The sequence below is a fragment of the Streptomyces sp. BB1-1-1 genome (genome assembly GCF_031597775.1).
Taxonomy (GTDB): domain Bacteria; phylum Actinomycetota; class Actinomycetes; order Streptomycetales; family Streptomycetaceae; genus Streptomyces; species Streptomyces thinghirensis.
The window spans coordinates 5,362,665-5,384,148 of the sequence record NZ_CP134203.1 but is presented as its reverse complement, the minus strand read 5'-3'; the positions used below and the strand labels follow the sequence as shown (position 1 = coordinate 5,384,148).

The 21,484-nt window shown below is 72.0% G+C and carries 18 protein-coding genes and 1 other RNA gene; 2 read left to right on the top strand and 17 right to left on the bottom strand.

The features are described 5' to 3' along the window. Positions 1–169: 169 nt before the first annotated feature. From RI578_RS24685 to RI578_RS24635, 11 genes are all read right to left on the bottom strand, one after another. Positions 170–2,497 carry a UvrD-helicase domain-containing protein gene (locus RI578_RS24685; protein WP_310873111.1) on the bottom strand — a complete coding sequence of 776 codons (2,328 nt, stop codon included), beginning with the start codon at positions 2,495–2,497 and terminating at the stop codon, positions 170–172. 82 nt (positions 2,498–2,579) lie between these two features. Continuing rightward, a complete protein-coding gene (locus RI578_RS24680; RefSeq protein ID WP_310873110.1) occupies positions 2,580–3,359 on the bottom strand; it encodes a zf-HC2 domain-containing protein in 780 nt (259 codons plus the stop codon). 71 nt (positions 3,360–3,430) lie between these two features. Further along, entirely contained in the window at positions 3,431–3,955 is a 525-nt protein-coding gene (locus tag RI578_RS24675) for a sigma-70 family RNA polymerase sigma factor (RefSeq protein WP_247696390.1), read from the bottom strand. A 208-nt stretch (positions 3,956–4,163) separates the two neighbouring features. Beyond that, on the bottom strand, positions 4,164–4,754 hold the full coding sequence (locus RI578_RS24670; protein WP_310873109.1) for a CGNR zinc finger domain-containing protein: 591 nt from the start codon (positions 4,752–4,754) through the stop codon (positions 4,164–4,166). A 113-nt stretch (positions 4,755–4,867) separates the two neighbouring features. Continuing rightward, the gene (locus RI578_RS24665) at positions 4,868–6,019 is read right to left on the bottom strand and encodes a uroporphyrinogen-III synthase (protein ID WP_310873108.1); all 1,152 of its coding nucleotides are present in this window, start codon (positions 6,017–6,019) and stop codon (positions 4,868–4,870) included. Positions 6,020–6,127: 108 nt separating this feature from the next. After that, on the bottom strand, positions 6,128–7,489 hold the full coding sequence (locus RI578_RS24660) for a nitrate/nitrite transporter (RefSeq protein ID WP_310873107.1): 1,362 nt from the start codon (positions 7,487–7,489) through the stop codon (positions 6,128–6,130). Between the two features lie 151 nt (positions 7,490–7,640). Beyond that, a complete protein-coding gene (locus tag RI578_RS24655; RefSeq protein ID WP_310873106.1) occupies positions 7,641–8,528 on the bottom strand; it encodes a hypothetical protein in 888 nt (295 codons plus the stop codon). A 101-nt stretch (positions 8,529–8,629) separates the two neighbouring features. Further along, on the bottom strand, positions 8,630–9,988 hold the full coding sequence (locus tag RI578_RS24650) for an acyltransferase (RefSeq protein ID WP_310873105.1): 1,359 nt from the start codon (positions 9,986–9,988) through the stop codon (positions 8,630–8,632). Further along, positions 9,985–12,183: a polysaccharide deacetylase family protein gene (locus tag RI578_RS24645; protein WP_310873104.1), complete on the bottom strand. Its 2,199-nt coding sequence runs from the start codon at positions 12,181–12,183 to the stop codon at positions 9,985–9,987. Before RI578_RS24645 ends, RI578_RS24650 begins: the two co-directional genes overlap by 4 nt. Further along, complete coding sequence (locus tag RI578_RS24640; RefSeq protein WP_310873103.1) at positions 12,183–13,346, bottom strand: hypothetical protein; 1,164 nt, start codon at positions 13,344–13,346, stop codon at positions 12,183–12,185. Before RI578_RS24640 ends, RI578_RS24645 begins: the two co-directional genes overlap by 1 nt. Positions 13,347–13,812: 466 nt before the next feature. Then, a complete protein-coding gene (locus RI578_RS24635; RefSeq protein WP_310873102.1) occupies positions 13,813–14,784 on the bottom strand; it encodes a LysR family transcriptional regulator in 972 nt (323 codons plus the stop codon). Positions 14,785–14,867: 83 nt separating this feature from the next. Here RI578_RS24635 and RI578_RS24630 point away from each other — a divergent pair, with 83 nt between their 5' ends. After that, positions 14,868–16,184, top strand: a complete 1,317-nt coding sequence (locus RI578_RS24630) for an MFS transporter (protein ID WP_310873101.1) — start codon at positions 14,868–14,870, stop codon at positions 16,182–16,184. Positions 16,185–16,242: 58 nt separating this feature from the next. On the opposite strand, the gene ssrA is transcribed toward RI578_RS24630, so the two are convergent. From ssrA to ftsE, 5 genes are all read right to left on the bottom strand, one after another. Then, positions 16,243–16,642: a transfer-messenger RNA gene (gene ssrA / locus RI578_RS24625) on the bottom strand. Between the two features lie 108 nt (positions 16,643–16,750). Then, positions 16,751–17,230 (bottom strand): SsrA-binding protein SmpB, encoded by a 480-nt coding sequence (gene smpB / locus RI578_RS24620; protein ID WP_073723717.1) that lies wholly within the window; start codon positions 17,228–17,230, stop codon positions 16,751–16,753. A 46-nt stretch (positions 17,231–17,276) separates the two neighbouring features. After that, positions 17,277–18,464 carry a S41 family peptidase gene (locus RI578_RS24615; RefSeq protein ID WP_310873100.1) on the bottom strand — a complete coding sequence of 396 codons (1,188 nt, stop codon included), beginning with the start codon at positions 18,462–18,464 and terminating at the stop codon, positions 17,277–17,279. Between the two features lie 68 nt (positions 18,465–18,532). Further along, complete coding sequence (gene ftsX, locus RI578_RS24610; RefSeq protein ID WP_310873099.1) at positions 18,533–19,450, bottom strand: permease-like cell division protein FtsX; 918 nt, start codon at positions 19,448–19,450, stop codon at positions 18,533–18,535. 32 nt (positions 19,451–19,482) lie between these two features. Beyond that, a complete protein-coding gene (gene ftsE, locus RI578_RS24605; RefSeq protein ID WP_053131878.1) occupies positions 19,483–20,172 on the bottom strand; it encodes a cell division ATP-binding protein FtsE in 690 nt (229 codons plus the stop codon). A gap of 213 nt (positions 20,173–20,385) precedes the next feature. Here ftsE and RI578_RS24600 point away from each other — a divergent pair, with 213 nt between their 5' ends. Continuing rightward, on the top strand, positions 20,386–20,577 hold the full coding sequence (locus tag RI578_RS24600) for a hypothetical protein (protein WP_210960753.1): 192 nt from the start codon (positions 20,386–20,388) through the stop codon (positions 20,575–20,577). A 126-nt stretch (positions 20,578–20,703) separates the two neighbouring features. On the opposite strand, the gene RI578_RS24595 is transcribed toward RI578_RS24600, so the two are convergent. Then, positions 20,704–21,465 carry a hypothetical protein gene (locus tag RI578_RS24595; protein WP_310873098.1) on the bottom strand — a complete coding sequence of 254 codons (762 nt, stop codon included), beginning with the start codon at positions 21,463–21,465 and terminating at the stop codon, positions 20,704–20,706. Positions 21,466–21,484 lie beyond the last annotated feature (19 nt).

The window sequence follows — 21,484 nt, the reverse complement described above, 5'->3', positions numbered from 1 at the left end:
CCGGCTCGATCCAAGCCCCCGGGCCCAACCTTCGTCGCTACGAGCGACCACTTGCCGCGAGGCGAGCATGGCGGGTCGGTGCCACCTAATCGAAGAAAGTGAAGACGAGAGGCCCGCGCCGTCCCACGGCGCGGGCCTCTCGCATGTCCCGGTGTCTCTCCTGAGCCGCTCAGTCGCGCAGCAGGTCCGGCACCCCCGCGGCGTCCGGTTCGTCCCGCTGGCAGGAGACGACCGTCAGCTGCTGGGTGGCCCGGGTCAGGGCGACGTACAGCACGCGCAGCCCGGCGGGCGACTCGTCGGCGATCTCGGCGGGCGAGACGACGACCGTGGCGTCGTACTCCAGACCCTTGGCCTCCAGGCTGCCGAGCGCCACCACGCGGTCGCCGAGCCCGGCCAGCCAGCGCCGGGCCTCCTCGCGGCGGTTCATGGCGACCACGACGCCGACGGTGCCGTCGACGAGGTCCAGCAGCCGGGCCGCCTCCGCCCGGACCGCCCCCGCGAGGGTGTCTTCCACCACCGCGAAGCGCGGTTCCACGCCCGTCGAGCGCACCGCCGTCGGGGACTCGGAGCCCGGCATGGCGAGGGCGAGCACCTTGGCCGCCAGCTCGGCGATCTCCGCCGGGTTGCGGTAGTTGACGGTCAGCTCGAAGCGGCGGCGCGGGCGGGTGCCCAGGGCCTCGTCGCGGGCCGCGGCCGCCTCCTCGGGGTCGGACCAGGAGGACTGGGCCGGGTCGCCGACGACCGTCCACGTGGCGTGCCGGCCGCGGCGGCCCACCATCCGCCACTGCATGGGGGTGAGGTCCTGGGCCTCGTCGACGATGACGTGCGCGTACTCGGTGCGCTCCTGCGCCAGCCGCTCGGCGCGCTCCCACTGGGTCTCCTCGCGCTGCGGCATCAACTCGTCCAGGCCGGTGAGCTGGTCCAGCGGGTCCAGCTCGCGCCGCTTGCGGGGGCGGGCCGGGGTGCCGACGATCGCCTGGAGTTCGTCGAGCAGGGCGATGTCGTGCACGGAGTGGCCCTCGCGGCGCAGCGAACGGGCCACCTTGCGGACCTCGCCCGGGTTGAGGACGCGCCGGGCCCAGCGGCCGAGGCGCCGTTCGTCCGCCATGGCCGCCAGCACGGCGCCCGGGGTCAGCTCCGGCCACCAGGCGTCGAGGAAGGCGGTGAAGGAGTCCTCGGAGCTGACGTCCTCGTCGAAGGAGGAGCGCAGCTCGGCGGCCAGCTCGGGGTCGCTGTGCCGGGTCCCGGCGCCCGACTTGGCCCACAGGGCGTCCAGGAGCAGCCGGCGGGCGCGGGGGCGCAGCAGGTTGACGGGCGCGGTGCCACCGAGGACGGTGCGGCGGATGCCGGCCAGCTCCTCCGCCTCCAGTTCGAGGCGGCGGCCGAAGGCGACGACCCGCAGCAGGGTCGGCGAGTCGCTCGGCTCCAGCGCTCCGCGCGCGGCCCGGCGCAGCACCCTGAGCATGCGGGAGGAGCCCTTGGCGCGGGCGGTCGCCGGGGAGTCGTACAGCGTGGCCTCGGCGCCTTCGGTCAGCGAGCCGATCGCGCGGATGGCGACCTGGCCCTCCTCGCCGAGGGAGGGCAGCACGCCCTCGGTGTACGCCACCAGGAGCGGGGTCGGCGAGACGATGAGGATGCCGCCCGCGTACCGGCGCCGGTCCTGGTAGAGCAGGTACGCCGCCCGGTGCAGGGCGACGGCGGTCTTGCCGGTGCCGGGGCCGCCCTCGACGTACGTCACGGAGGCGGCGGGGGCGCGGATCACCAGGTCCTGCTCGGCCTGGATGGAGGCCACGATGTCCCGCATGGAGTGCGTGCGGGCCTGTCCCAGGGCGGCCATCAGGGCGCCGTCGCCGACCACGGCCAGCTCCTCGCCGTCCAGGCGGGCCCTGATCTCGGGCCGCATGAGGTCGTCCTCGACACCGAGGACGCGCCGCCCCTTGGAGCGGATCACCCGGCGGCGCACGACCCGGCCCGGATCGACCGGCGTGGACCGGTAGAAGGGGGCCGCGGCGGGCGCCCGCCAGTCGATGACCAGCGGGGCGTAGTCCTCGTCCAGGACGCCGATGCGGCCGATGTGCAGGGTCTCGGCGATGTCGGCGGTGTTGTCGGGCCGCAGAGCGCCCTCGGCGGGCTCGACGGCCGTGTACGCGCCGTCCGGGCCCTTCTTGCCGTCCTTGCCGAGGAGCAGGTCGATACGGCCGAAGAGGAAGTCCTCGAACTCGTTGTTCAGGCGGCTGAGGTGGATGCCGGCCCGGAAGACCTGCGCGTCGCGCTCGGCGAGCGCGCCGGGCGTGCCGACGTGGCCGCGCTGCGCGGCGTCCTGCATGAGGAACTCGGCCTCGTGGATCTTCTCCTCGAGGCGGCGGTACACCCGGTCCAGGTGTGCCTGTTCCACGCTGATCTCTCGGTCTCGTACGGAGTCCTCTCGTACGGAGTCCTCCCGTACGGAGTCGTGAACCGAGTCGACCGCTGAGTCCTGTTGCGCCTGTGCGGCCACCGGGCCCCCTTCTGACGTGCTGGGCAGCCGTCAAAGGTACGCGAAGGGGGCCCCGGAAGCCACGGCCCGTCCGGTGACGGGCCTACGCGTCCACCTCCACCAGCCGCTCGCCGTCGAAGGTCATGACCTCGAAGCGGTCGATCTGGTTGGGTTCGAAGGCGGCGCCGCCCTGCACGTAGAGAGGCTTCTTGCCCTTGTCGGTGGTGGCGTCCGGGATGCCGTATCCCCAGTCCGGGACCGACCAGGAGGTGACCGTCTCGCGTTCGCCGTTCTTGCCGACGGCGATCAGGGAGCACTTCTCGGGGCCCTTGAGGTTCTTCAGTTCCAGGACCGCGTCGGTGCCCCAGGCCTTCTTCTGCAGGGCCACGGTCGCGCTGACCTCGGTGGTCGGGTCGGTCGCCGTGACCCGGTCGGGCATGGCGGCGAAGGCGGACTCGGCGGGGCTCGCGGCCTGCCGGGTGGCCTCGGTCTTCTTCCCGCCGCCGTCGTCACCGCCGCCGTCCGTCGTCGCCACGGCGGCGAACGGGCCGCCGATGATCAGCGCGGCGGCGGTGCCCACCAGGTAGAAGTTGCGGCGGCGTTTGCTCGCGCGGCGCTCGGCGACCTCGTCGACGAGCTTCTCCGCCAGCCGCGGGCTCGGCTTCACCGTCAGCGACTCGGCGATCGCGGGCGTGCCGGTACCCGGCAGGTCCGCGAGCGCGGCCATCATGGGCTCCATCCCGGCCAGCTCGTCGAGTTGCTGGGCGCACCATTCGCAGCCGGCGAGGTGCGCCTCGAAGGCGGTCGCCTCCGCGTCGTCGAGAATGCCGAGGGCGTAGGCGCCGACGGTCTCGTGCTCGTTCGGCGCCGGTGATCCCTGCATGGGGACAGAATTACCCGTATCACCCGGGCCGAATCCCCCGCCGAATCCCTGAACTCCCCCGTACCCGCTCATCACGCCGTCACCCCCCGCTCCTCCAGAGCCAGCTTCATCGAACGCAGGGCGTAGAACACCCGGGAGCGAACGGTGCCGCTGGGTATGCCCAGTGTCTGCGCCGCCTCATTGACGGTACGCCCCTTGAAGTACGTCTCGACGAGGACCTCCCGGTGAGCCGGGGTCAGGTCGTCGAGCGCGTCCGACAGCGTCATCAGCCACAGCGCCTTGTCGATCTCGTCCTCCGCGGGGATGACCTCCAGCGGCGACGGATCGACCTCCTGCGGCCGGGCCTGCCGGCTGCGGTGGCCGTCGATGACGATGCGCCGGGCGACCGTCACCAGCCAGGGGCGTACCGATCCGGTCGCACGGTTGAGCTGACCGGCGTTCTTCCAGGCACGGATGAGCGTCTCCTGGACGACGTCCTCGGCGCGCTGCCGGTCCCCCGCCACCAGCCGCAGCACGTAGGCCAGCAAGGGGCCGGCGTGCTCCCGGTACAGCGCGCGCATCAGCTCCTCGTCGGGTTCCGAGGGTGCCTGGGACATGCGATGTCGGGCCCTCGCACCACGTTCATTGGCCACGACGGAATCCTTGCGCACGCCCACCTCCGATGTCCGGGGGTTCCCCCAGTCGGTCGCTCGCCCATTCGGTACGGACGCGAAGTGCGGGGTGTTCAAAGCGAGATGACAGTTTCTCGAAGCCGGCGCGACGAAGGGGACACAGTCGTACTTACCGGCGTACTCACCGCCGCGCTTATCGGGCGAGGGCGGCGCGGCGGCGGTGCCGGGCGACGCGCTCGCGGTTGCCGCAGATCTCACTGGAGCACCAGCGCCGGCGGCGTCCGCGGGAGGTGTCCACGTACACGATCGGGCAGTTGTCGCCCTCGCACTGCCTCAGACTCGCCCGCGCGACGGGGTCGGTGAGCAGTTCCACGGCGTCCCGCGCGAGGGCGCCGAGCAGCGCCGCGCACTCGGGGGGCCCGGTCAGCTCCCGGACCAGCGCGCCGTCCTCGCCGTGGACCGCGCGCGGGGCCGGGGGCGCGGTGACGGCGAGGTCGTTGACGCGGGCCAGCGCGAGGTCGTACGGGTGGGTGCCGGGCGCGGACCTGGAGCGGACCAGGCGGGTGGTCTGGCCGCGCAGTTCGCGGAAACCGGTCAGCCAGAGCGCGTCGGCGTGGGCCAGTGGGGTGCCGGGCGGGACGAGTCCGGAGCCGGTGATCCAGGCGCGCAGCGCCTCGACGCGGTCGAGCCGTTCCATGGGATGGGTGGTGGCGATGAGATCCAGGCAGATCCGCCCGGTGTCGAAGCGCAGCTCGTACGGGTCGGTGGCCGTACCCAGTGCCATGTTCCTGTCACCGCCTAGGGGTTGCCCGGTGGGGCGGGCCGAGAAGGGGAGCAGGTGGAACGCTCCCTCTACAGTGCCTGCCCGCTCCCGCCCCCGGAACCCCTCGTACCGCCTCACCCGTCCGTGTACTTGGCGTCCGTCGCCGGGTCCAGGGCCAGGCGGTAGCCGCGTTTCACCACCGTCTGGATCAGCTTGGGGGTGCCGAGGGACGTACGCAGGCGGGCCATCGCCGTCTCGACGGCGTGTTCGTCGCGGCCGGTGCCCGGCAGCGCCCGCAGCAGCTCGGCCCGGGGCACCACCCAGCCCGGCTGCCGGGACAGTGCCCGCAGCAGGGACATGCCGGCGGGCGGCACGGTCCTGAGCGCCCCGTCGATCAGCACCGCGTGCCCGCGGATCTCCAGCCGGTGCCCGGCGACGGGCAGGGCACGGGCGCGGGCCGGCAGCTCCTGGCAGAGCAGCTGTACGAGGGGGCCCAGCCGGAAGCGTTCGGGCTGGACCGTGTCGACGCCGTGCGCCTGGAGCGGCACCGCGGTGACCGGTCCGACGCAGGCGGGCAGCACCTCGTGTCCGAGGGCGGCGAGCAGCTCGGGCAGCATGCCGCGCTCCTCGGCGCGGGCGAGGAGGGACACGGCGGCCGGCGCGCTGGTGAACGTCACGGCGTCCAGGCCACGGGAGACGGCGGCGTCCAGCAGCCGGTCCACGGGCCCGAGGTCCTCCGGCGGCAGCCACCGGTAGACGGGTACCCCGACGACCTCCGCCCCGCCCGCCCGCAGCGCCTCCACGAACCCGGGCAGCGGCTCACCGTGCAGCTGTACGGCGATCCGGCGGCCGTCGACGCCCTCCTCCAGCAGCCGGTCCAGTACCTCGGCCATGGACTCGGAGGCCGGCGACCACTCCTCCGTCAGCCCGGCGGCCCGGACCGCGCCCTTGACCTTGGGTCCGCGCGCGAGCAGTTCCACCGCCCGCAGCCGCTCCAGCAGGGCTTCGCCCAGCCCCCAGCCGTCGGCGGCCTCGACCCACCCCCGGAAGCCGATGGCGGTGGTGGCCACGACGACGTCCGGTGCCTGGTCGATGAGCTGCTTGGTCGCGGCCAGCAACTCGCTGTCGTCGGCGAGCGGCACGATCCTGAGCGCCGGGGCGTGCAGGACGGCGGCACCGCGCCGCTGGAGCAGCGCGCCCAGTTCGTCGGCCCGGCGGGCGGCGGTCACGCCCACGGTGAATCCGGCCAGGGGACCGTGGTCAGGCCGCTGCTGTTCGTCGTCCATGGCTCGCCGCGCTCCGATCGTTCACACCCACGTGCATACTCACGTGCCGACCGAGCCTGTCAACGGTGCGTGACGGGCTCGGTTCGGCTTCATGTCACCAGTGTTACGTCATACCTGGGCGTAGCTGAGCCGGTCCTTCGTCTCCGCCGGGCCCGCCGGTCCGTCCGGCGGCCGTACGGCCGGGCGGCGAAGGTATACCGCCCACGTGACGGCGAAGCAGACGGCGTAGTAGGCGAGGAAGGCCACGAAGGCGCCGGTGCCCGAGCCGAGGGAGAGGAAGGACTGCCGGAAGGCGAGGTTGATGGCGACGCCGCCGAGCGCGCCCACCGCGCCGATCAGCCCCATGGAGGCACCGGAGAGCCGCCGCCCGTACGCCACGGCATCCTCCCCCCTCAGTCCCTTGGCGAGCGCCTTGTTCTGGAAGATGCCGGGGATCATCTTGAACGTCGAACCGTTGCCGAGCCCGCTGAGCACGAACAGCACCACGAACACGGCGACGAACAGCCCGAGCGACTTCGCCATGCTGGCCGCGACGAGTACGGCGGTGGCGGCGGCCATGGCGACGAAGTTCCACAGCGTGATCCGCGCGCCGCCGTACCGGTCGGCGAGCCTGCCCCCCAGCGGCCGGATCAGGGAGCCGAGCAGCGGGCCGATGAAGGTGAGGTACGCCGCCTGGAGCGGGGTCCGCCCGAACTGGGTCTGGAGCACCTGCCCGAAGGCGAAGCTGTACCCGATGAACGACCCGAACGTGCCGATGTACAGCACGGCCATGATCCAGGTGTGGGCGTCCCGGGCGGCGTCCTTGGCGGCCCCGGTGTCGTTCTTCACGGAGGCGAGGTTGTCCATGAAGCAGGCGGCGAGGACGGCGGCCACCAGGATCAGCGGGATGTAGATGCCGAGCAGCACCCGCGGCCCGCCGCTCGCCCCGATGATCGCGAGCGCGGCCAGCTGGATGACCGGCACGCCGATGTTCCCGCCCCCGGCGTTGAGGCCGAGCGCCCAGCCCTTCCTCCTGAGCGGGAAGAAGGCGTTGATGTTGGTCATGGAGGAGGCGAAGTTGCCGCCGCCGATGCCGGCCAGCAGCCCGACGAGGAGGAAGGTCGAGAAGGACGTGCCGGGCTCCATGACCGTGAACGCGGCCACGGTCGGCACGAGCAGCAACCCGGCGGAGACGATCGTCCAGTTCCGCCCGCCGAAGATCGCGACCGCGAAGGTGTAGGGCACCCGCACGACGGCCCCGACGAGCGTGACCACGGACGTCAGCAGGAATTTGTCGGCCGGCGTCAGCCCGTACTCCGGCCCCATGAAGAGCACCAGCACGGACCACAGGGTCCAGACCGAGAACCCGATGTGTTCGGAGAGGACGGAGAAGAACAGGTTCCGCCGTGCGACCCGCTCCCCCGTCTCCTTCCAGAAGGTCTCGTCCTCCGGATCCCAGTGCTGGATCCAGCGGCCGCCAGGGACTCTCATGACGCCTCCACGGTGCTCCACATCTCGGTCGCTCGGTTGCACCGAAGCTAGTAAGGACGCGTTTCGGGCCGGTGGGGCTGTGGATGACCGGAAGGGAACGTTGCTCTCACCCGGCGCCGGGGCGGGATGAGAGGTCGCCGAGGATCCGCCGTCAGCCCTGCGGGGGCTGGGGCTGCCAGTGAGGAGGCTGCTGCTGGGGGTAGGGCTGGGGCGGGTAGGGCTGCTGCGCCTGCGGCGGCGCGTACGGCTGGGGCTGCGGCTGCCCGTACGAGGGCTGAGCGGCCTGGGCCGGGTACGGCGGCTGCTGCGGGGCGTACGGGCCGGGCGCGGGCTGTCCGTAGCCACCGGGTGCGGCGGGCGCGGCGGGCGCCTGCGGATAGCCGTACGGGGCGCCGCCGGCCACGGGCCCGCCGACACCGCCGAACGGATTCCCGTGCCCCGGCGGCTGCGCCCCCGGCGCCAGGTACCGCACCCGCCCCGTCTCGTCGGCCACCGGCACGAACCCGGCGGCCCGCAGCCGCGCCGCGAACTTGGCGTTGCGCTTGCGGTTGACGAGGAAGCCGACGCCCAGGAGCGCCAGGACGCACAGCCAGATGATCGCGGCCACGACGAAGTCGCCGGACGCACCGCCGAAGCGGTAGGCGAGGACCACGCAGCCGACGGTGACGCCGAGTGCGCCGTAGCCCATCCGCTTCTCGGCGCTCTTGCCGGTGAGGTCGAAGTTGATCCGCGCCTTGAGGAGTTCGAAGGCGTCCGGCACGAGCGGCGGCACCGACACCCCGTCGCCGGCGTTCGGGTACTGCGCCCAGTTCTGTGCGGCCCGGCTCCGGGCCTGCGGGCTGGGGTCGGGGACCAGCAGCATCCGGAGCGAGCTGTTGCTCCCGCCGCCCTGCCGCACGTCGGCGTACTCGTACCCGAACTGCTGGGCGATGAAGGCGAGCTTGGCGAGCTTCTTCACGGACGCCATCGGACTGGTGAGCTCGACCGGCTCCCCGCTCGCCATCAGCTGCAGCATCTTCTGCGTCTGGCGCTTACTCATCCCGCCTGTCCCCCTGACCGGCTCACGCCGCCCTGTTCACTTCCGCAACCGGGGCAGTCTCGCACGGGACGCGGCGGCACGGTACCCGGGGCCGACCGGCGTCAACCCCGGTGGGCCGCCCGCGCCCTGGGCCGGCTCCCGGCGGAGCGCTTGGTGCCGTTCGGCCACAGCCGCGGCTTGCGCTTCGCCGCCAGGTCCTCGACCCAGCCCACGGCGAGGACCATCAGGCCGATGAGCGGCCAGACGAGGGCGAACATCCAGATCGTGTACGCGCCGTCGAGGGCGGCCACCGCGCGCTCGCTCTGCATGAAGGGAAGTTGGTAGGCCAGGTCGATGATCGGGACCGTCGCCATGATCAGCAGGTTGTGCCACAGGTAGATGGTGACCGCGCGGTTGTTGGAGAGGGTCACCAGCTTGTCCCACTTGGCCAGCCGGCCCGGCAGTTCCCGCCACGACGGGGAGTACTGGAGCAGGATCACGACGAACCCGAACGACCAGGTGGCCTGGGCCAGCGGGATGTCGTTGAGGTCCCACCCGTCGGGGCCCAGATGGTTCGAGGCCCACCACAGGCCGAAGGCCATGATCAGGGACGCGCAGGAGACGGAGACGTACCGCGGGATCTGCTTCAGCAGGCCCTCGTGGTGGGCGAAGCCCAGGACCCAGCAGCCGCCGTAGACGGCGAAGTCGGTGACGGCGTTGCCCGTCTCGCCGGGAATGGTCACCACGCCCGTGCCGACGATCGCCGTGAGGCCGAGCGGCGCGAGCAGCGTCGGCCAGGGGGCCTTGCGGAACAGCCACAGCAGCAGCGGGGAGGCGATGACGAACCACAGGTAGGCGCGCAGGTACCACAGCGGCCCCGCGGCCTGCACCGCCCAGGTGTCCTCCAGCAGGCCGGACTGGGAGCCGATGTGCCAAGGGTAGGGCGGCGCGCCGATCGGCACGATGTAGTTGAACAGCTCGATCAGACCCCAGGTGCCCCCGCGGTCCGGGTCGTCCGTAGGGTTCCAGCCGTTCATGAACATCATCGCGAGCACGACCGCGGCGAACGCCCACATCGGCGGCAGGAGGCGGCGCACGCGCCCGCGGATCACGCCCATCGCCGGACGCTTCAGCGAACGCGCCATCAGCGAACCCGCCAGCGCGAACATGACGCCCATCGACGGGAACACCACCGTCAGCCAGGCCCAGCCGAACAGGTGGTACACCACGACGCGGACCAGCGCGATGGAGCGCAGCAGGTCCAGGTACCGGTCACGGCCCGGTTTCTTGGCGGCCGGGGCGGGATCGGGCGCGGTGCCGGGCTCGGGTGCGGGCTCCGTCGTGCGCTGCTGCGGGACGGCGTACGGCATCCCCGCGGCACCGTACGGGCCTCCCCCGTCCGGGGCCCCCGCGTACGGGGTTCCGTACGGGCCGGCCGGCTCCGGGTTCGTACCCGTACCGGTCGTGTATCCGTGGGTCATGCCACGGGCCTCCGATCATCGCTGCCCCGCGAGCCCTGGCGCGGCACCGAGCCGCCGGGCGCCCCGACCACGCCGGTGCGCCGGAGCTTCTGCCAGCGCAGGCGGCCGCCGGTGAGCGCGGTGATCCAGGACTGGAGCAGCACTACGTACATGAGCTGGCGGTAGAGGATCTGCTGCAGCGGCAGCGAGATCAGGTGGGTCATGCGTTCGCGGTCGAGGCGGAAGGCGTACGCCGCGCAGACCGCCTGGATGGCCAGGACGCCCAGCCACGCCGTGATCGTCTTCTGGGTCGGGCCGAAGACGATGCCGTAGAGCAGGAAGACGTCGATCAGCGGGGCCAGGAGCGGGGCCAGGACCATGAACAGGGAGACGAAGGGCAGGCCCACGCGGCCGAAGCGGCCCGAGGGGCCCTTCTCGATCACCGCGCGGCGGTGCTTCCAGATGGCCTGCATGGTGCCGTACGACCAGCGGTAGCGCTGGGACCACAGCTGCTGGACGGTCTCGGGGGCCTCGGTCCAGGCGCGGGCGTTCTCGGCGTAGACCACGCGCCAGCCGGCGCGGTGCAGCGCCATGGTGACGTCGGTGTCCTCGGCGAGCGTGTCGTCGCTCATGCCGCCGATCGGTGCCAGCGCCGAGCGCCGGAAGGCGCCCACCGCGCCGGGGATGGTCGGCATGCAGCCGAGGATGTCGTACATCCGGCGGTCCAGGTTGAAGCCCATCACGTACTCGATGTGCTGCCAGGCGCCGATGAGGCTGTCCTTGTTGCCGACCTTCGCGTTGCCGGCCACGGCGCCCACCTTCGGGTCGCCGAAGGGCTGGACGAGTTCACGGACGGTGGACGGTTCGAAGACGGTGTCGCCGTCCATCATCACGACGATGTCGTGACTGGCGTTCGCCAGACCGCGGTTCAGCGCCGCCGGCTTGCCCGCGTTGAGCTGGCGGATCACCCGGACGTTCGGCAGGCCCATCGCCTCGACGATCCGGGCCGTGCCGTCGCTGGAGCCGTCGTCGACGACGATGACCTCGACGGGATGGTCACTGGCCATCAGGGAGAGGACGGTGTTCTCGATGCACTTGGCCTCGTTGTACGCCGGCACCAGCACCGTCACCGGTTCGGTCACCGGCGGGCCCCAGCGGAAGCCCTTGCGGCGGACCCGGCGGGCGTGGACGCCGGAGAGGAGCAGCATCAGCACGAAGCGGCTGATGACCAGGGTCCCGATGATCGCCAGGCCCACCACCAGGCCGTCGGTGATCTTCTCCGAGGCCTGGACGAGGAAGACCCAGGCCTTGCCCTTCCACAGTTCGGCGCCGGTCACCGGGCTCATCGCGCTGGGCGCGTCGAGGGCCTCGGTGAGGTTGTCGAACTCGTAGCCCTTCCTCTGCAGGTCGGGCAGGAACCTGTCCAGCGCCGCGACGGTCTGGCTCCGGTCGCCGCCCGAGTCGTGCATCAGGACGATGGCGCCCTCGCCGTTCTTCGGCGTGGCGCGGCGGATGATCTCGTCGACGCCGGGCCGCTGCCAGTCCTCGCTGTCGGTGTTGTTGACGACGGTGATGTAGCCGCGGCTGCCGATGTACTCGGTGACCGGCCAGGACTTGTTGTCCATGGCGTCGGAGAAGGAGGAGTACGGCGGGCGGAAGAGCGAGGTGCGGATGCCCGCGGCGCCGGTGATCGCCAGCTGGTTCTGCGACAGCTCCCAGTCGATGCGCTTCTTGGACTGGAAGGAGAGGTCGGGGTGGTTGAAGGTGTGCAGGCCCACCTCGTGGCCCTCGTCGACCATGCGCTCGACGAGGTCGGGGTAGCGGGAGGCCATGGTGCCGGTGACGAAGAAGACCGCGTGCGCGTCGTGCTTCTTCAGCACGTCCAGCACCTTCGGCGTCCAGGTCGGGTCCGGGCCGTCGTCGAAGGTGAGGACCAGGCGGTGGTCGGGCACGCTCAGGCTCTCGGTGCGGCCGCCGCGGGCGTCGATGACCGGGCCGCCCTCCAGGATCTTCTCCGGCACCTGGTCGGTGGCGGCGGGCGGCTGGACGCGGTGGTCGGCCAGGATCTCGCTGTGCACGTACCCGCGCAGCATGAGCATCGCCGACAGGGCGACCAGGACGAGCAGCGGAAGCAGCAGACGCAGGGGCAGGCGGCGGCGCCGGACGCCCGCACGGGCGCTGCGCGCGGCCCCGTGACGGCGGGTGCGTGATGCCATCAGAGGGTGTTCTCCGGGGACAGGGAAGGGGACGTGAGGGTGGTGTCCGGGCCGGCGACGACGGGCTCGTCGGCGGGCCCGGCGGCGGAGAGGGGATCGCTCGCGCCGTTGGCGGCCGTGTCGCCGCCCGGGTCGGTGCCCGTGGTGGGGTCGACGGTGGGCGCGGTCGGGTCGACCGTGGGATCGCCGCCGCCCCCGGCCGGGGTCGACGGGTCCGTGGTCGCGGGCGGCGGAACCTGCGTCGACTGCGTCGGGTCCGGGTCGGTCGCGCCGCCGCCGCCCGGCTGCGTGCCGGCGCCGGTCTCCGAGGGCTCGGGGTCGGCACCGGTGCCGGGCTGCCGCGCGGTACCCGACGTACCGGGCGCGGGGGCGTCGGCGCCCGGCGCCGTGGTCACGCCGGTGCCGGCGGAGGGGCTGACCTGCGGAGCGGCGCTGCCGGTGTTCGAGGGCCGCGCGGACTGCGAGGGCAGCGGGGTGGTGTCGACCTGACCGGCCGGCTTGCCCTCCTGCTGGCCCTCCACGGGCAGCCAGGGCGCGTTGGAGTTGCCGGACAGCAGCGTGGAGACGATGACGACGGCGTAGACCGCGCAGGCGACGCCGACGGCGATGCCGAGACGGCGGTACAGGCGGCTGCGGCGTCCGGACGCGTCGACGAACACCGGTCCGTCGGACTCGCGTTCCGGGCGGCTCTTGCGGTGCCCGCTGTCGGCCCGGCGGATCACGCCGTCACCGAGCTGGACGGCGTCGAGCTGGACCGTGACCTCGTGCGGGTCGTGGGTGTGATCACCGGCGTCCGGGGCGGCGTCGGCGTCCGGGGTGTCCTGCCAGGGGTCACGGAGGGCGGCGGTGGCGGGGCCGGGCGCGGTCGTGGGGAAGGCGCGGGTCGGGGTGGGCGCGGGGGCCACAGGGGCCGCGGGGAGGATGTCCGTCCTGTCGGCGTCCGGGCCGGTGCCGTTCCGGCCGGTGCCGTTCTGGCCGATTCCGGTCGGGGCGGTGCCTTCGGTGCCCTTGCCGGACGGGGGCGTCGTGGTCGGGTTCGCCCTGTTCGGGGCTGGGGTCCCCTCGTTCGGGTTCGCCCCGGCCTGGTTGGTTCCGCCCCAAGTTATCCGCCCCTGGCCGAACGGATCACCGACCCGGCCCCGGTCCGTACGGCCCGCGCCCACCGGACTTCCGCCTATTCGGTCCCTTCGGTCCCTCCCTATTCGGGAACCGAGGATCTCCGTCTCGTCGGTACCGGCGCCCGCAGGACCGGAGGCCCCGAACCATCCCGTGCCGGACCCGCCGGACGCGCTGGGCTCAGTGGACCCGCCGGACGGCGTTCCGGCCGTCGGGAACTCCCCGGTCACCGGGAAGGCCCGGGTCGCCGGGAACACCTCGGTGGCGTCGGCATCCTGTCTCGCCTCCGGGAGATCACGCATCCCGGACGCGGCCTGGGGCCACTCCGGTTGGGCGTCTTTTTGCCATTTCTTCACGCGCACGCACTTCCCCCCGAGGGACAGTTCCGGGTGCGCGTACGACTCTGAGCACCCGTCGGCCGAACCGGCCCCCACCAGGTTCGAGCGCCCCCTGTACCACACCGTGCTCAGGCCAAGAATGTAGCGCACGCGGAGGATGTGTGGTTCCCACGTGTCAGTTGTGGACGGACATCACAGCGGCGTCGACGGCGGGAATCCACCCTCCGGCGGGCCTGCGGAGCCAGCCCTCCTCGGCCGCGACCTGGGCGGCGGCCCGGCGCAGCGCGTCGAACGCGGGGTGTGCCAGTCCCTTTCGCCAGACAAGTGACACCGGCGACAGCGGCACGGGATCGACGAGCGGGCGCACCACGGTCGACGCCATGGCCGGAAAGCTCACCACGGCGAGGATCGGATTGCGCGTCTTGTCCATGATCCGCTGAAACTCCTCCTCCCCGACGGCCAGCGGAGCGGGTGCCGCCACTTCGATGCCGCGCCCCTCGAACAGGCGGTGCGCGAGGTCGGTCCACTCCACCGTCCGCGGGTTTCCGGCCCCGGCGTACACGGTTTCGCCGGCGAGGGCGTCGAGCGGCACCTGGGGCAGCCCGGCCAGCGGGTGGTCCTCGGGCAGGACGACCGCCATGGGCTCGTAGCGGACGGGCTGGTGGCCGAGCCCGGACCGCAGTGCCGGGGCGAGGCCCGCGTACCGGCCGAAGGAGACGTCGAGGCGGCCCGCGAGCAGTTCGGCGGCGGCGTGGGTCAGCCCGCTCTCGTAACGCGCCATCAACTCCTCCCCGGGCGCGAGCCCGCGGGCCCGTTCCAGGACCAGGCGGCCGGTGACCAGCCCCGGGGAGTTGAGGTCGACCAGCAGCGGGCGGGCCTGTCCGAAGGCGGCCAGGAGGTCGTCCTGCGCCTGGAGGGCGCGGCGGGCGTACGGCAGCAGCCGCTCGCCGTCGGCCGTCAGGGTCACCTGCCGGGTGGTCCGGACGAACAGTTCGGTGCCCAACTCCCGCTCCAGGCGCCGTACGTCCCTGCTGAGCGCCTGCTGGGCGACGTACAGGCGGGCGGCGGCCCGGGTGAAGTGCAGGTCCTCGGCGACGGTGACGAAAGCGCGCAGGAGGCGGGGGTCGACGTGTGCGGGTGCGGGCATCCGGCGAATTTACAACGCGCGTGCGTGAATGGGTGCGGAGAAGGTGTTGGACCCCTTGGTCATCCCCGGGCGACGGTAAGCCCATGCCGCAACCGACCTACGAACGCCCGTCCTCCCGGACCACCTTCCTCGCCGTCACCGCCGACACTCTGGTCGCCGCCGACTTCGGCCCGCGGACCCGGCGCCGGCCGCCCGGCCCCTACCGGCGCCTCCTCGCCATACCCGGCGCCCGAGCGTTCACGATCGGAAATCTCATGGCGCGGCTACCCATGGGCATGTTCAGCGTGAGCGCGGTCGTGATGATCGCCGGCACCCGCGGTTCGTACGCCCTCGCCGGCGCCGTGACCGCGACGGGACTCGCGGCGACGGCGCTGGTCGCCCCGTGGACGGCGCGGCTGGTGGACCGGCACGGCCAGGCCCGGGTGGCACTGCCCGCCACCCTGATCGCCGCCCTGGGCTCGCTCGCCCTGCTGCTGTGCGTCCGGTACGGCGCGCCCGCCTGGACGCTGTTCGCCGGGTACGCCGCCACCGCCACGACGCCCAACACCGGCGGCATGGCCCGCGCCCGCTGGGCCCATCTGCTGAAGGGCAGGAAGGACGCCGCCGACGCCCTGCACACCGCGAACTCCTTCGAGCAGGCCGCGGACGAGCTGTGCTTCATGCTCGGGCCGGTCCTCGCCGCGTTCCTGTGCACGGCGCTGTTCCCGGAGGCGGGCACGCTGGTCGGCGTGGTGCTGCTGGTCAGCGGCATGCTGCTGTTCACCGCCCAGCGCTCGACCGAACCGCTGGCCCGGCCGCGCCCGACGGCGAAGGCCCCCTTCCGCGTCCCGGGAATCCCGCCGCTGCTAGTGGTGTGCCTGGCGATGGGCGGGGTCTTCGGGGCCATGGAGGTCGTCACGATCGCGTTCGCGGACGCACAGGGACACCGTGCGGCGGCCGGGGTGGTCCTCGCGCTTCAGGCGGCCGGTTCCTGCGCGGCGGGCCTGCTGTACGGCGCGATGAAGCCGGCCGGCCCCGCCGAGCACCGCCTGCCGTGGTGTGTCGCGGCGATGACGGCCCTGCTGACGCTGCCGCTGCTCGCGGCGTCCCTCACCGGCTCGCTGCCGCTGCTGGCGCTCACGCTGCTGATCGCCGGGATGGCCACCGCCCCGACGATGGTCACCACCATGACGCTGGTCCAGCACCGCACCCCGGAGGGCCGCCTGAACGAGGGCATGACCCTCGCGGTGACCGGCCTGCTCGGCGGCATCGCCTGCGGCAGCGCGGCGGGCGGCTGGACGGTGGAGCACCTCTCCCCCACGGCCGCCTACGGCGTGCCGGTCACGGCGGCCGCGGTGGCCCTGCTGCTGGCCCTGGCCCTGGCACCGGCTCGGGGCTCGGCGGGGCGGCCGCGGGCATGACGGGGCATGACGAAGGCCCCGCCGCGCTGGAGCGGCGGGGCCTAGGCCCACATGGGAACTGTGGAGATGGCGGGAATCGAACCCGCGTCCAACGGTGCGGAACCAGGGCTTCTCCGTGTGCAGTCCGCTTCGATTTTCTCAGCCCCGGAGATCACGCGGACAAGTCTCCGACGGGCTCAGTCACTGTTTGGTTTCCCTCTTCACCCCGTGACCGGGATCAAGGTTTAGTCCCCTAGCTGATGCCAGGATCCGGGTCGGGAACAGCCCCGGGCTGACACTCCCTTAGTAGGAGGCTCGCTTCGCTACCTGAGATCAGGCAGCGAGGGCGAAGGCCTGCTGGGAGGAATCGCGCTTGGTGTTGGCGATTATTTTTTTCGGCCTGTGGTTTACGAGATCATGGCCGCTTCCTCGACACGCTTCCCCTGCTTCGACATCCGCTGTCGAAACCGATCATCCCCATGTTGATTTTTCAAGCCCTCCGAGGAGGGGGGCACGCACCCTCTGTGGGGTGCAGATGCCATCGTACGTGACCAACGCACGCACGTGCCAGCCTATTCCCCGGGGGGTCAGGCCCGCTGCTTGCGCCGGATCGCCGAGATCGTCCGCTCCGCCTCGCGGCGGTCCTGCTTCTCCCGGAGGGTCTGGCGCTTGTCGTACTCCTTCTTGCCGCGCGCCAGCGCGATCTCGACCTTGGCCCGGCCGTCCTTGAAGTACAGCGCCAGGGGAACGATCGTGTGACCGGTCTCCTGGGACTTCGCCTCCAGCTTGTCGATCTCCACGCGGTGCAGCAGCAGCTTCCGCTTGCGGCGGGCGCTGTGGTTGGTCCAGGTGCCCTGGCTGTACTCGGGCACGTGCACGTTGTGCAGCCACGCCTCGTGTCCGTCCAGCTGCACGAAGCCGTCGGCCAGCGAGGCCCGTCCCTGGCGCAGCGACTTCACCTCGGTCCCGGACAGGACCAGGCCGGCCTCGTAGGTGTCGAGGATCTGGTAGTCGTGCCGCGCCTTCTTGTTCTGCGCGATCAGCTTGCGCCCTTTTTCCTTAGCCATAGTGCCGCCCATTTTCGCACTACGGAGGGGGTCCGCGGAAAGCCGATTACGCGGCCGGTCCCAGCCCGCTCAGCACCGTCCGGGCCCGTTCCAGGGCGGCCGGGCCGGTCGGGTCGGTCTCCAGGTCGGGCGTGATGCCCGTGCCGTCGACGCCGCGGCCCGAGGGAGTGCGGTAGTGCCCGACGGTCAGCTCGGCCACCGAGCCGCCGGGCAGTCGGCTCGGCATCTGCACCGAGCCCTTGCCGAAGGTGCGCGAGCCCAGGACGACCGCCCGTCCGCGGTCCTGGAGGGCTCCGGTGAGGAGCTCGGCAGCGCTCATGGTGCCGCCGTCGACGAGCGCCACCAGGGGTCTGGTGGTGTCCCCGCCGGGTTCGGCGTGCAGGGCCCGCTGATCGCCGTCGACGTCGTACGTGGCGACCAGGCCGCCGTCGAGGAAGGCGGAGGCGGCGGTGACGGCCTCGGCGACCAGGCCGCCGGAGTTGCCGCGCAGGTCGAGGACGACCCCGGCGCCGGACGGCAGCCGCTCCACGGCGCCGCGCACCTGTTCGCCGACGCCCTTGGTGAAGGAGAGGACCTTGACGACCGTGACGCCCCCGGCGAGTGTGCCCACGGTCACGGGGTCCGTGGAGAGCCTGGCCCGGCGTACGGTCTCGGTCCACGCGCGCGTGCCGCGTTCCAGGCCGAGCCGGACGGCGGTGCCGGCGGGCTCCTGCTCGGCGTCGCCGCGCAGTATGGAGACGACCTCCGTGACGGGGCGCCCGTCGACCCGCTCACCGTCGACGCTGCGCAGCCGGTCGCCCTCGCGGATCCCGGCGCCGGCGGCGGGCGAGCCGGAGCGCACCTCGGTGACCTCGATGCGGCCGTCGCGCTCGCGGCGGGCGGAGAGTCCGACGCCGGTGTACCGGCCGTCGAGGGCGTCCTCCAACTCCTCGTACTCGCCCCGGGAGTAGACGGCGCCCCAGCGGTCCCCGCTGCGGCTGACGGCGCGCTCGGCGGCCTCCTCGGGGGACTTGCCGTCGGCCATCGCCTCGGCGGCCGCCCGCGCGACGTCGGCGTGTTGAGGGGGCCGACCCTGCTGGCCGGCCACCGGCGTCGTGTCGGGCGCCGGCTTCCGGTCGGCCTCGGGGAACGAGCCGGTGGCCGCGCCGGCGACGAGCACGCTCGCGAACACCAAGGTCAGGGCGGCCCCGTGGCGTGCGCGACGGGGCTGACAGAACAGGTCACGACCTGACATGCCGGTGAGTCTAGGACAACGCAAGAGGGCCGCACGGTCGCTTGACCGTTCGGCCCTCTTGGTATGTGTCACACCTTCAGGTACTTGCGCAGCGCGAAGAACGCGGCCAACGCGGGCATCAGCAGGCTGGTGGCCAGGATGAGCGGAAGCTTCGTCAGCAGGGCGTCCCAGCCGATGAAGTCGATCAGGGCCAGCTTGTCGGCCAGGGCGAGTCCGTGGTCGATGATGAAGTACCGCGCGGTCACCAGGAAGCCGCAGGCGACCGCGCCGCCGATGAGACCGGCGACCGCCGCCTCCATGATGAACGGCGCCTGGATGTAGAAGCCCGAGGCGCCGACCAGCCGCATGATGCCGGTCTCGCGCCGCCGGCTGAACGCCGAGACGCGCACCGTGTTGACGATCAGCATGAGCGCGACGACCAGCATGAGCGCCATCACCGCGCGTGCCGCCCAGTTCATGCCGTTGAGGAGCTCGAAGAGGTTGTCCAGGGTCGCGCGCTGGTCCGCGACGGACTGCACGCCGTCCCGGCCGTCGAAGGCGGTCGCGATGACCTGGTACTTCTCCGGGTCCTTCAGCTTGATCCGGTACGACTCCTGCATCTGGTCCGGCGTGAGCGAACTGGCCAGCGGCGAGTCGCCGAACTGGTCCTTGTAGTGCTTGTACGCCTCGTCCTGCGACTCGTACGTCACCTTCTCCACGACCGACAGCTCTTCGAGGTCGGCGAGGATCTGCTTCTTCTGGTCCTCGGTCACCGCGCCCTTGGCACAGGCGGGATCGGACTTCGCGTCGCTCTTGTTGCAGAGGTAGACGGTGACGTTGACCTTGTCGTACCAGTAGCCCTTCATGGTGTTGACCTGGTCGCTCATCAGCAGCGAACCGCCGAACAGGGCCAGGGACAGGGCGACGGAGACGATGACTGCGAAGGTCATCGTCAGATTGCGGCGAAGACCGACACCGATCTCCGAGAGCACGAACTGGGCGCGCATGGCGTCTCGTTAAGCCTTTCCGTTCCTCGTCGTCAGTGCTGGTAGCCGTAGACGCCGCGCGCCTGGTCGCGGACGAGGCGGCCCTTCTCCAGCTCGATGACGCGCTTGCGCATCTGGTCCACGATGTTCTGGTCGTGGGTGGCCATGATCACGGTGGTGCCCGTCCGGTTGATGCGGTCGAGCAGCTTCATGATGCCGACGGAGGTCTGCGGGTCGAGGTTGCCGGTGGGCTCGTCCGCGATCAGCAGCTTGGGCCGGTTGACGAACGCGCGCGCGATGGCGACGCGCTGCTGCTCACCGCCGGACAGCTCACCGGGCCTGCGGTCCTCCTTGCCGCCGAGCCCGACGAGGTCGAGCACCTGCGGCACGGACTTGCGGATCTCGCCGCGGGACTTGCCGATGACCTCCTGGGCGAAGGCGACGTTCTCGCCGACCGTCTTGTTCGGCAGCAGGCGGAAGTCCTGGAACACCGTCCCCAGCTGGCGCCGCATCTGCGGCACCTTCCAGTTGGACAGGCGGGCGAGGTCCTTGCCCAGAACGTGCACCTGTCCGTGGCTGCACCGCTCCTCGCGGAGGACCAGCCGCAGGAAGGTGGACTTTCCGGAGCCGGAGGACCCCACGAGGAAGACGAACTCACCCTTCTCGACCTCCAGGGAGACATCCCTGAGAGCTGGGTGGTTCTGTTTGGGGTAGACCTTGGAGACGTTGTCGAATCGGATCACGGATGCACCACGGGTCGCCGGGGGTAGATGTGCGTGACCATACGCGAACCGGGGAGCCGACCGCAGTCACCGGTCGGGGTTGTATCAGTTGCGCGTTTTGTCCCTGGAGCGAGGGCGCGCGGGGTCCCGAGGAACCTGGCACAGTGGAAGGGGGAACGTTCGCGTCGGTGCGGGCGTTGTCCTGACGGAGCCGGCGGCAAGGAGGGTGAGCGCATGACGTACGACCGGTTGGTGTGCGCTAACTGCGCGGCGCCCGTGAGCGAGGGCAGGTGCCCGGTGTGCCGGGCGAACCGCGAGCGGCTGCAGCAGGGGAACTTCTTCGCGGGGCTGAATCCGATGACGCTGATCGCCCTGCTGGCGGTGCTGGTCGCGGCGGTGGCCCTGCTGGCCCACCAGACCGCCTGACACCCGCGGAGGGCCCTGCGGGCTCCCGGGACACGGCCACGGAAGGGGCCCGGAGCGCACATCGCGCTCCGGGCCCCTTCGTGTGCGTGCGGGCCGCGTACGCGGGGCGTACGCGTACGGCTACCGTCAGGCAGCCGCGCCGCGGTTGTTCATCAGTCGCGGCAGGAAGCGGAAGCCGATACCGCCGGCGATCATCGTAGCGGCGCCGACCAGCAGGAACGTGGTCTCCGCGGCGCCGGTCTCGGCCAGCTCGTCACCGCTGCCCTGGGCGGCGGTGTCGGAGGCCTGGGCCTCTTCGCCGGTGTCGGTCAGGGCCGAGGAACCCTCTTCCTGGGCGACGTTGTCGTTGCTGCCGCCGTCGGGGTCGGTGTTGTTGCCACCGTTGCCGCCGTTGTCCCCGCCGTTACCGCCGTTGTCCCCGCCGTTACCGGGGTCCGTGGGGTCGGTCGGGTCCGTCGGGTCGGTCGGGTCCGTCGGGTCCGTGGGGTCCGTCGGGTCGGTCGGGTCCGTGGGATCCGTCGGGTCCGTGGGATCCGTCGGGTCCGTGGGGTCCGTGGGGTCCGTCGGGTCGGTCGGGTCCGTGGGATCCGTCGGGTCCGTGGGATCCGTCGGATCGGTCGGGTCCGTGGGATCCGTCGGGTCCGTGGGATCCGTCGGGTCCGTGGGGTCGGTCGGGTTCGGGTCCGTCGGGATGTCGGTGGGCGGGTCCGTCGGCTCCTCGTCGTCGCCGCCGACGCTCACGCCGAGGTCGACGTTGGTGTCGCCGACACCCGCGCTCACGCCGATGTCGAGCGCCGAAGCGGCGCCCGCGGCGGTCAGGGAGGCGCCGGCCGCGATCACTGCGCCGGCCGCTATGCGCGCGACACGGATGCGCGTCTTCTTCGTCATGTAGTTGCTACCCCCAGTA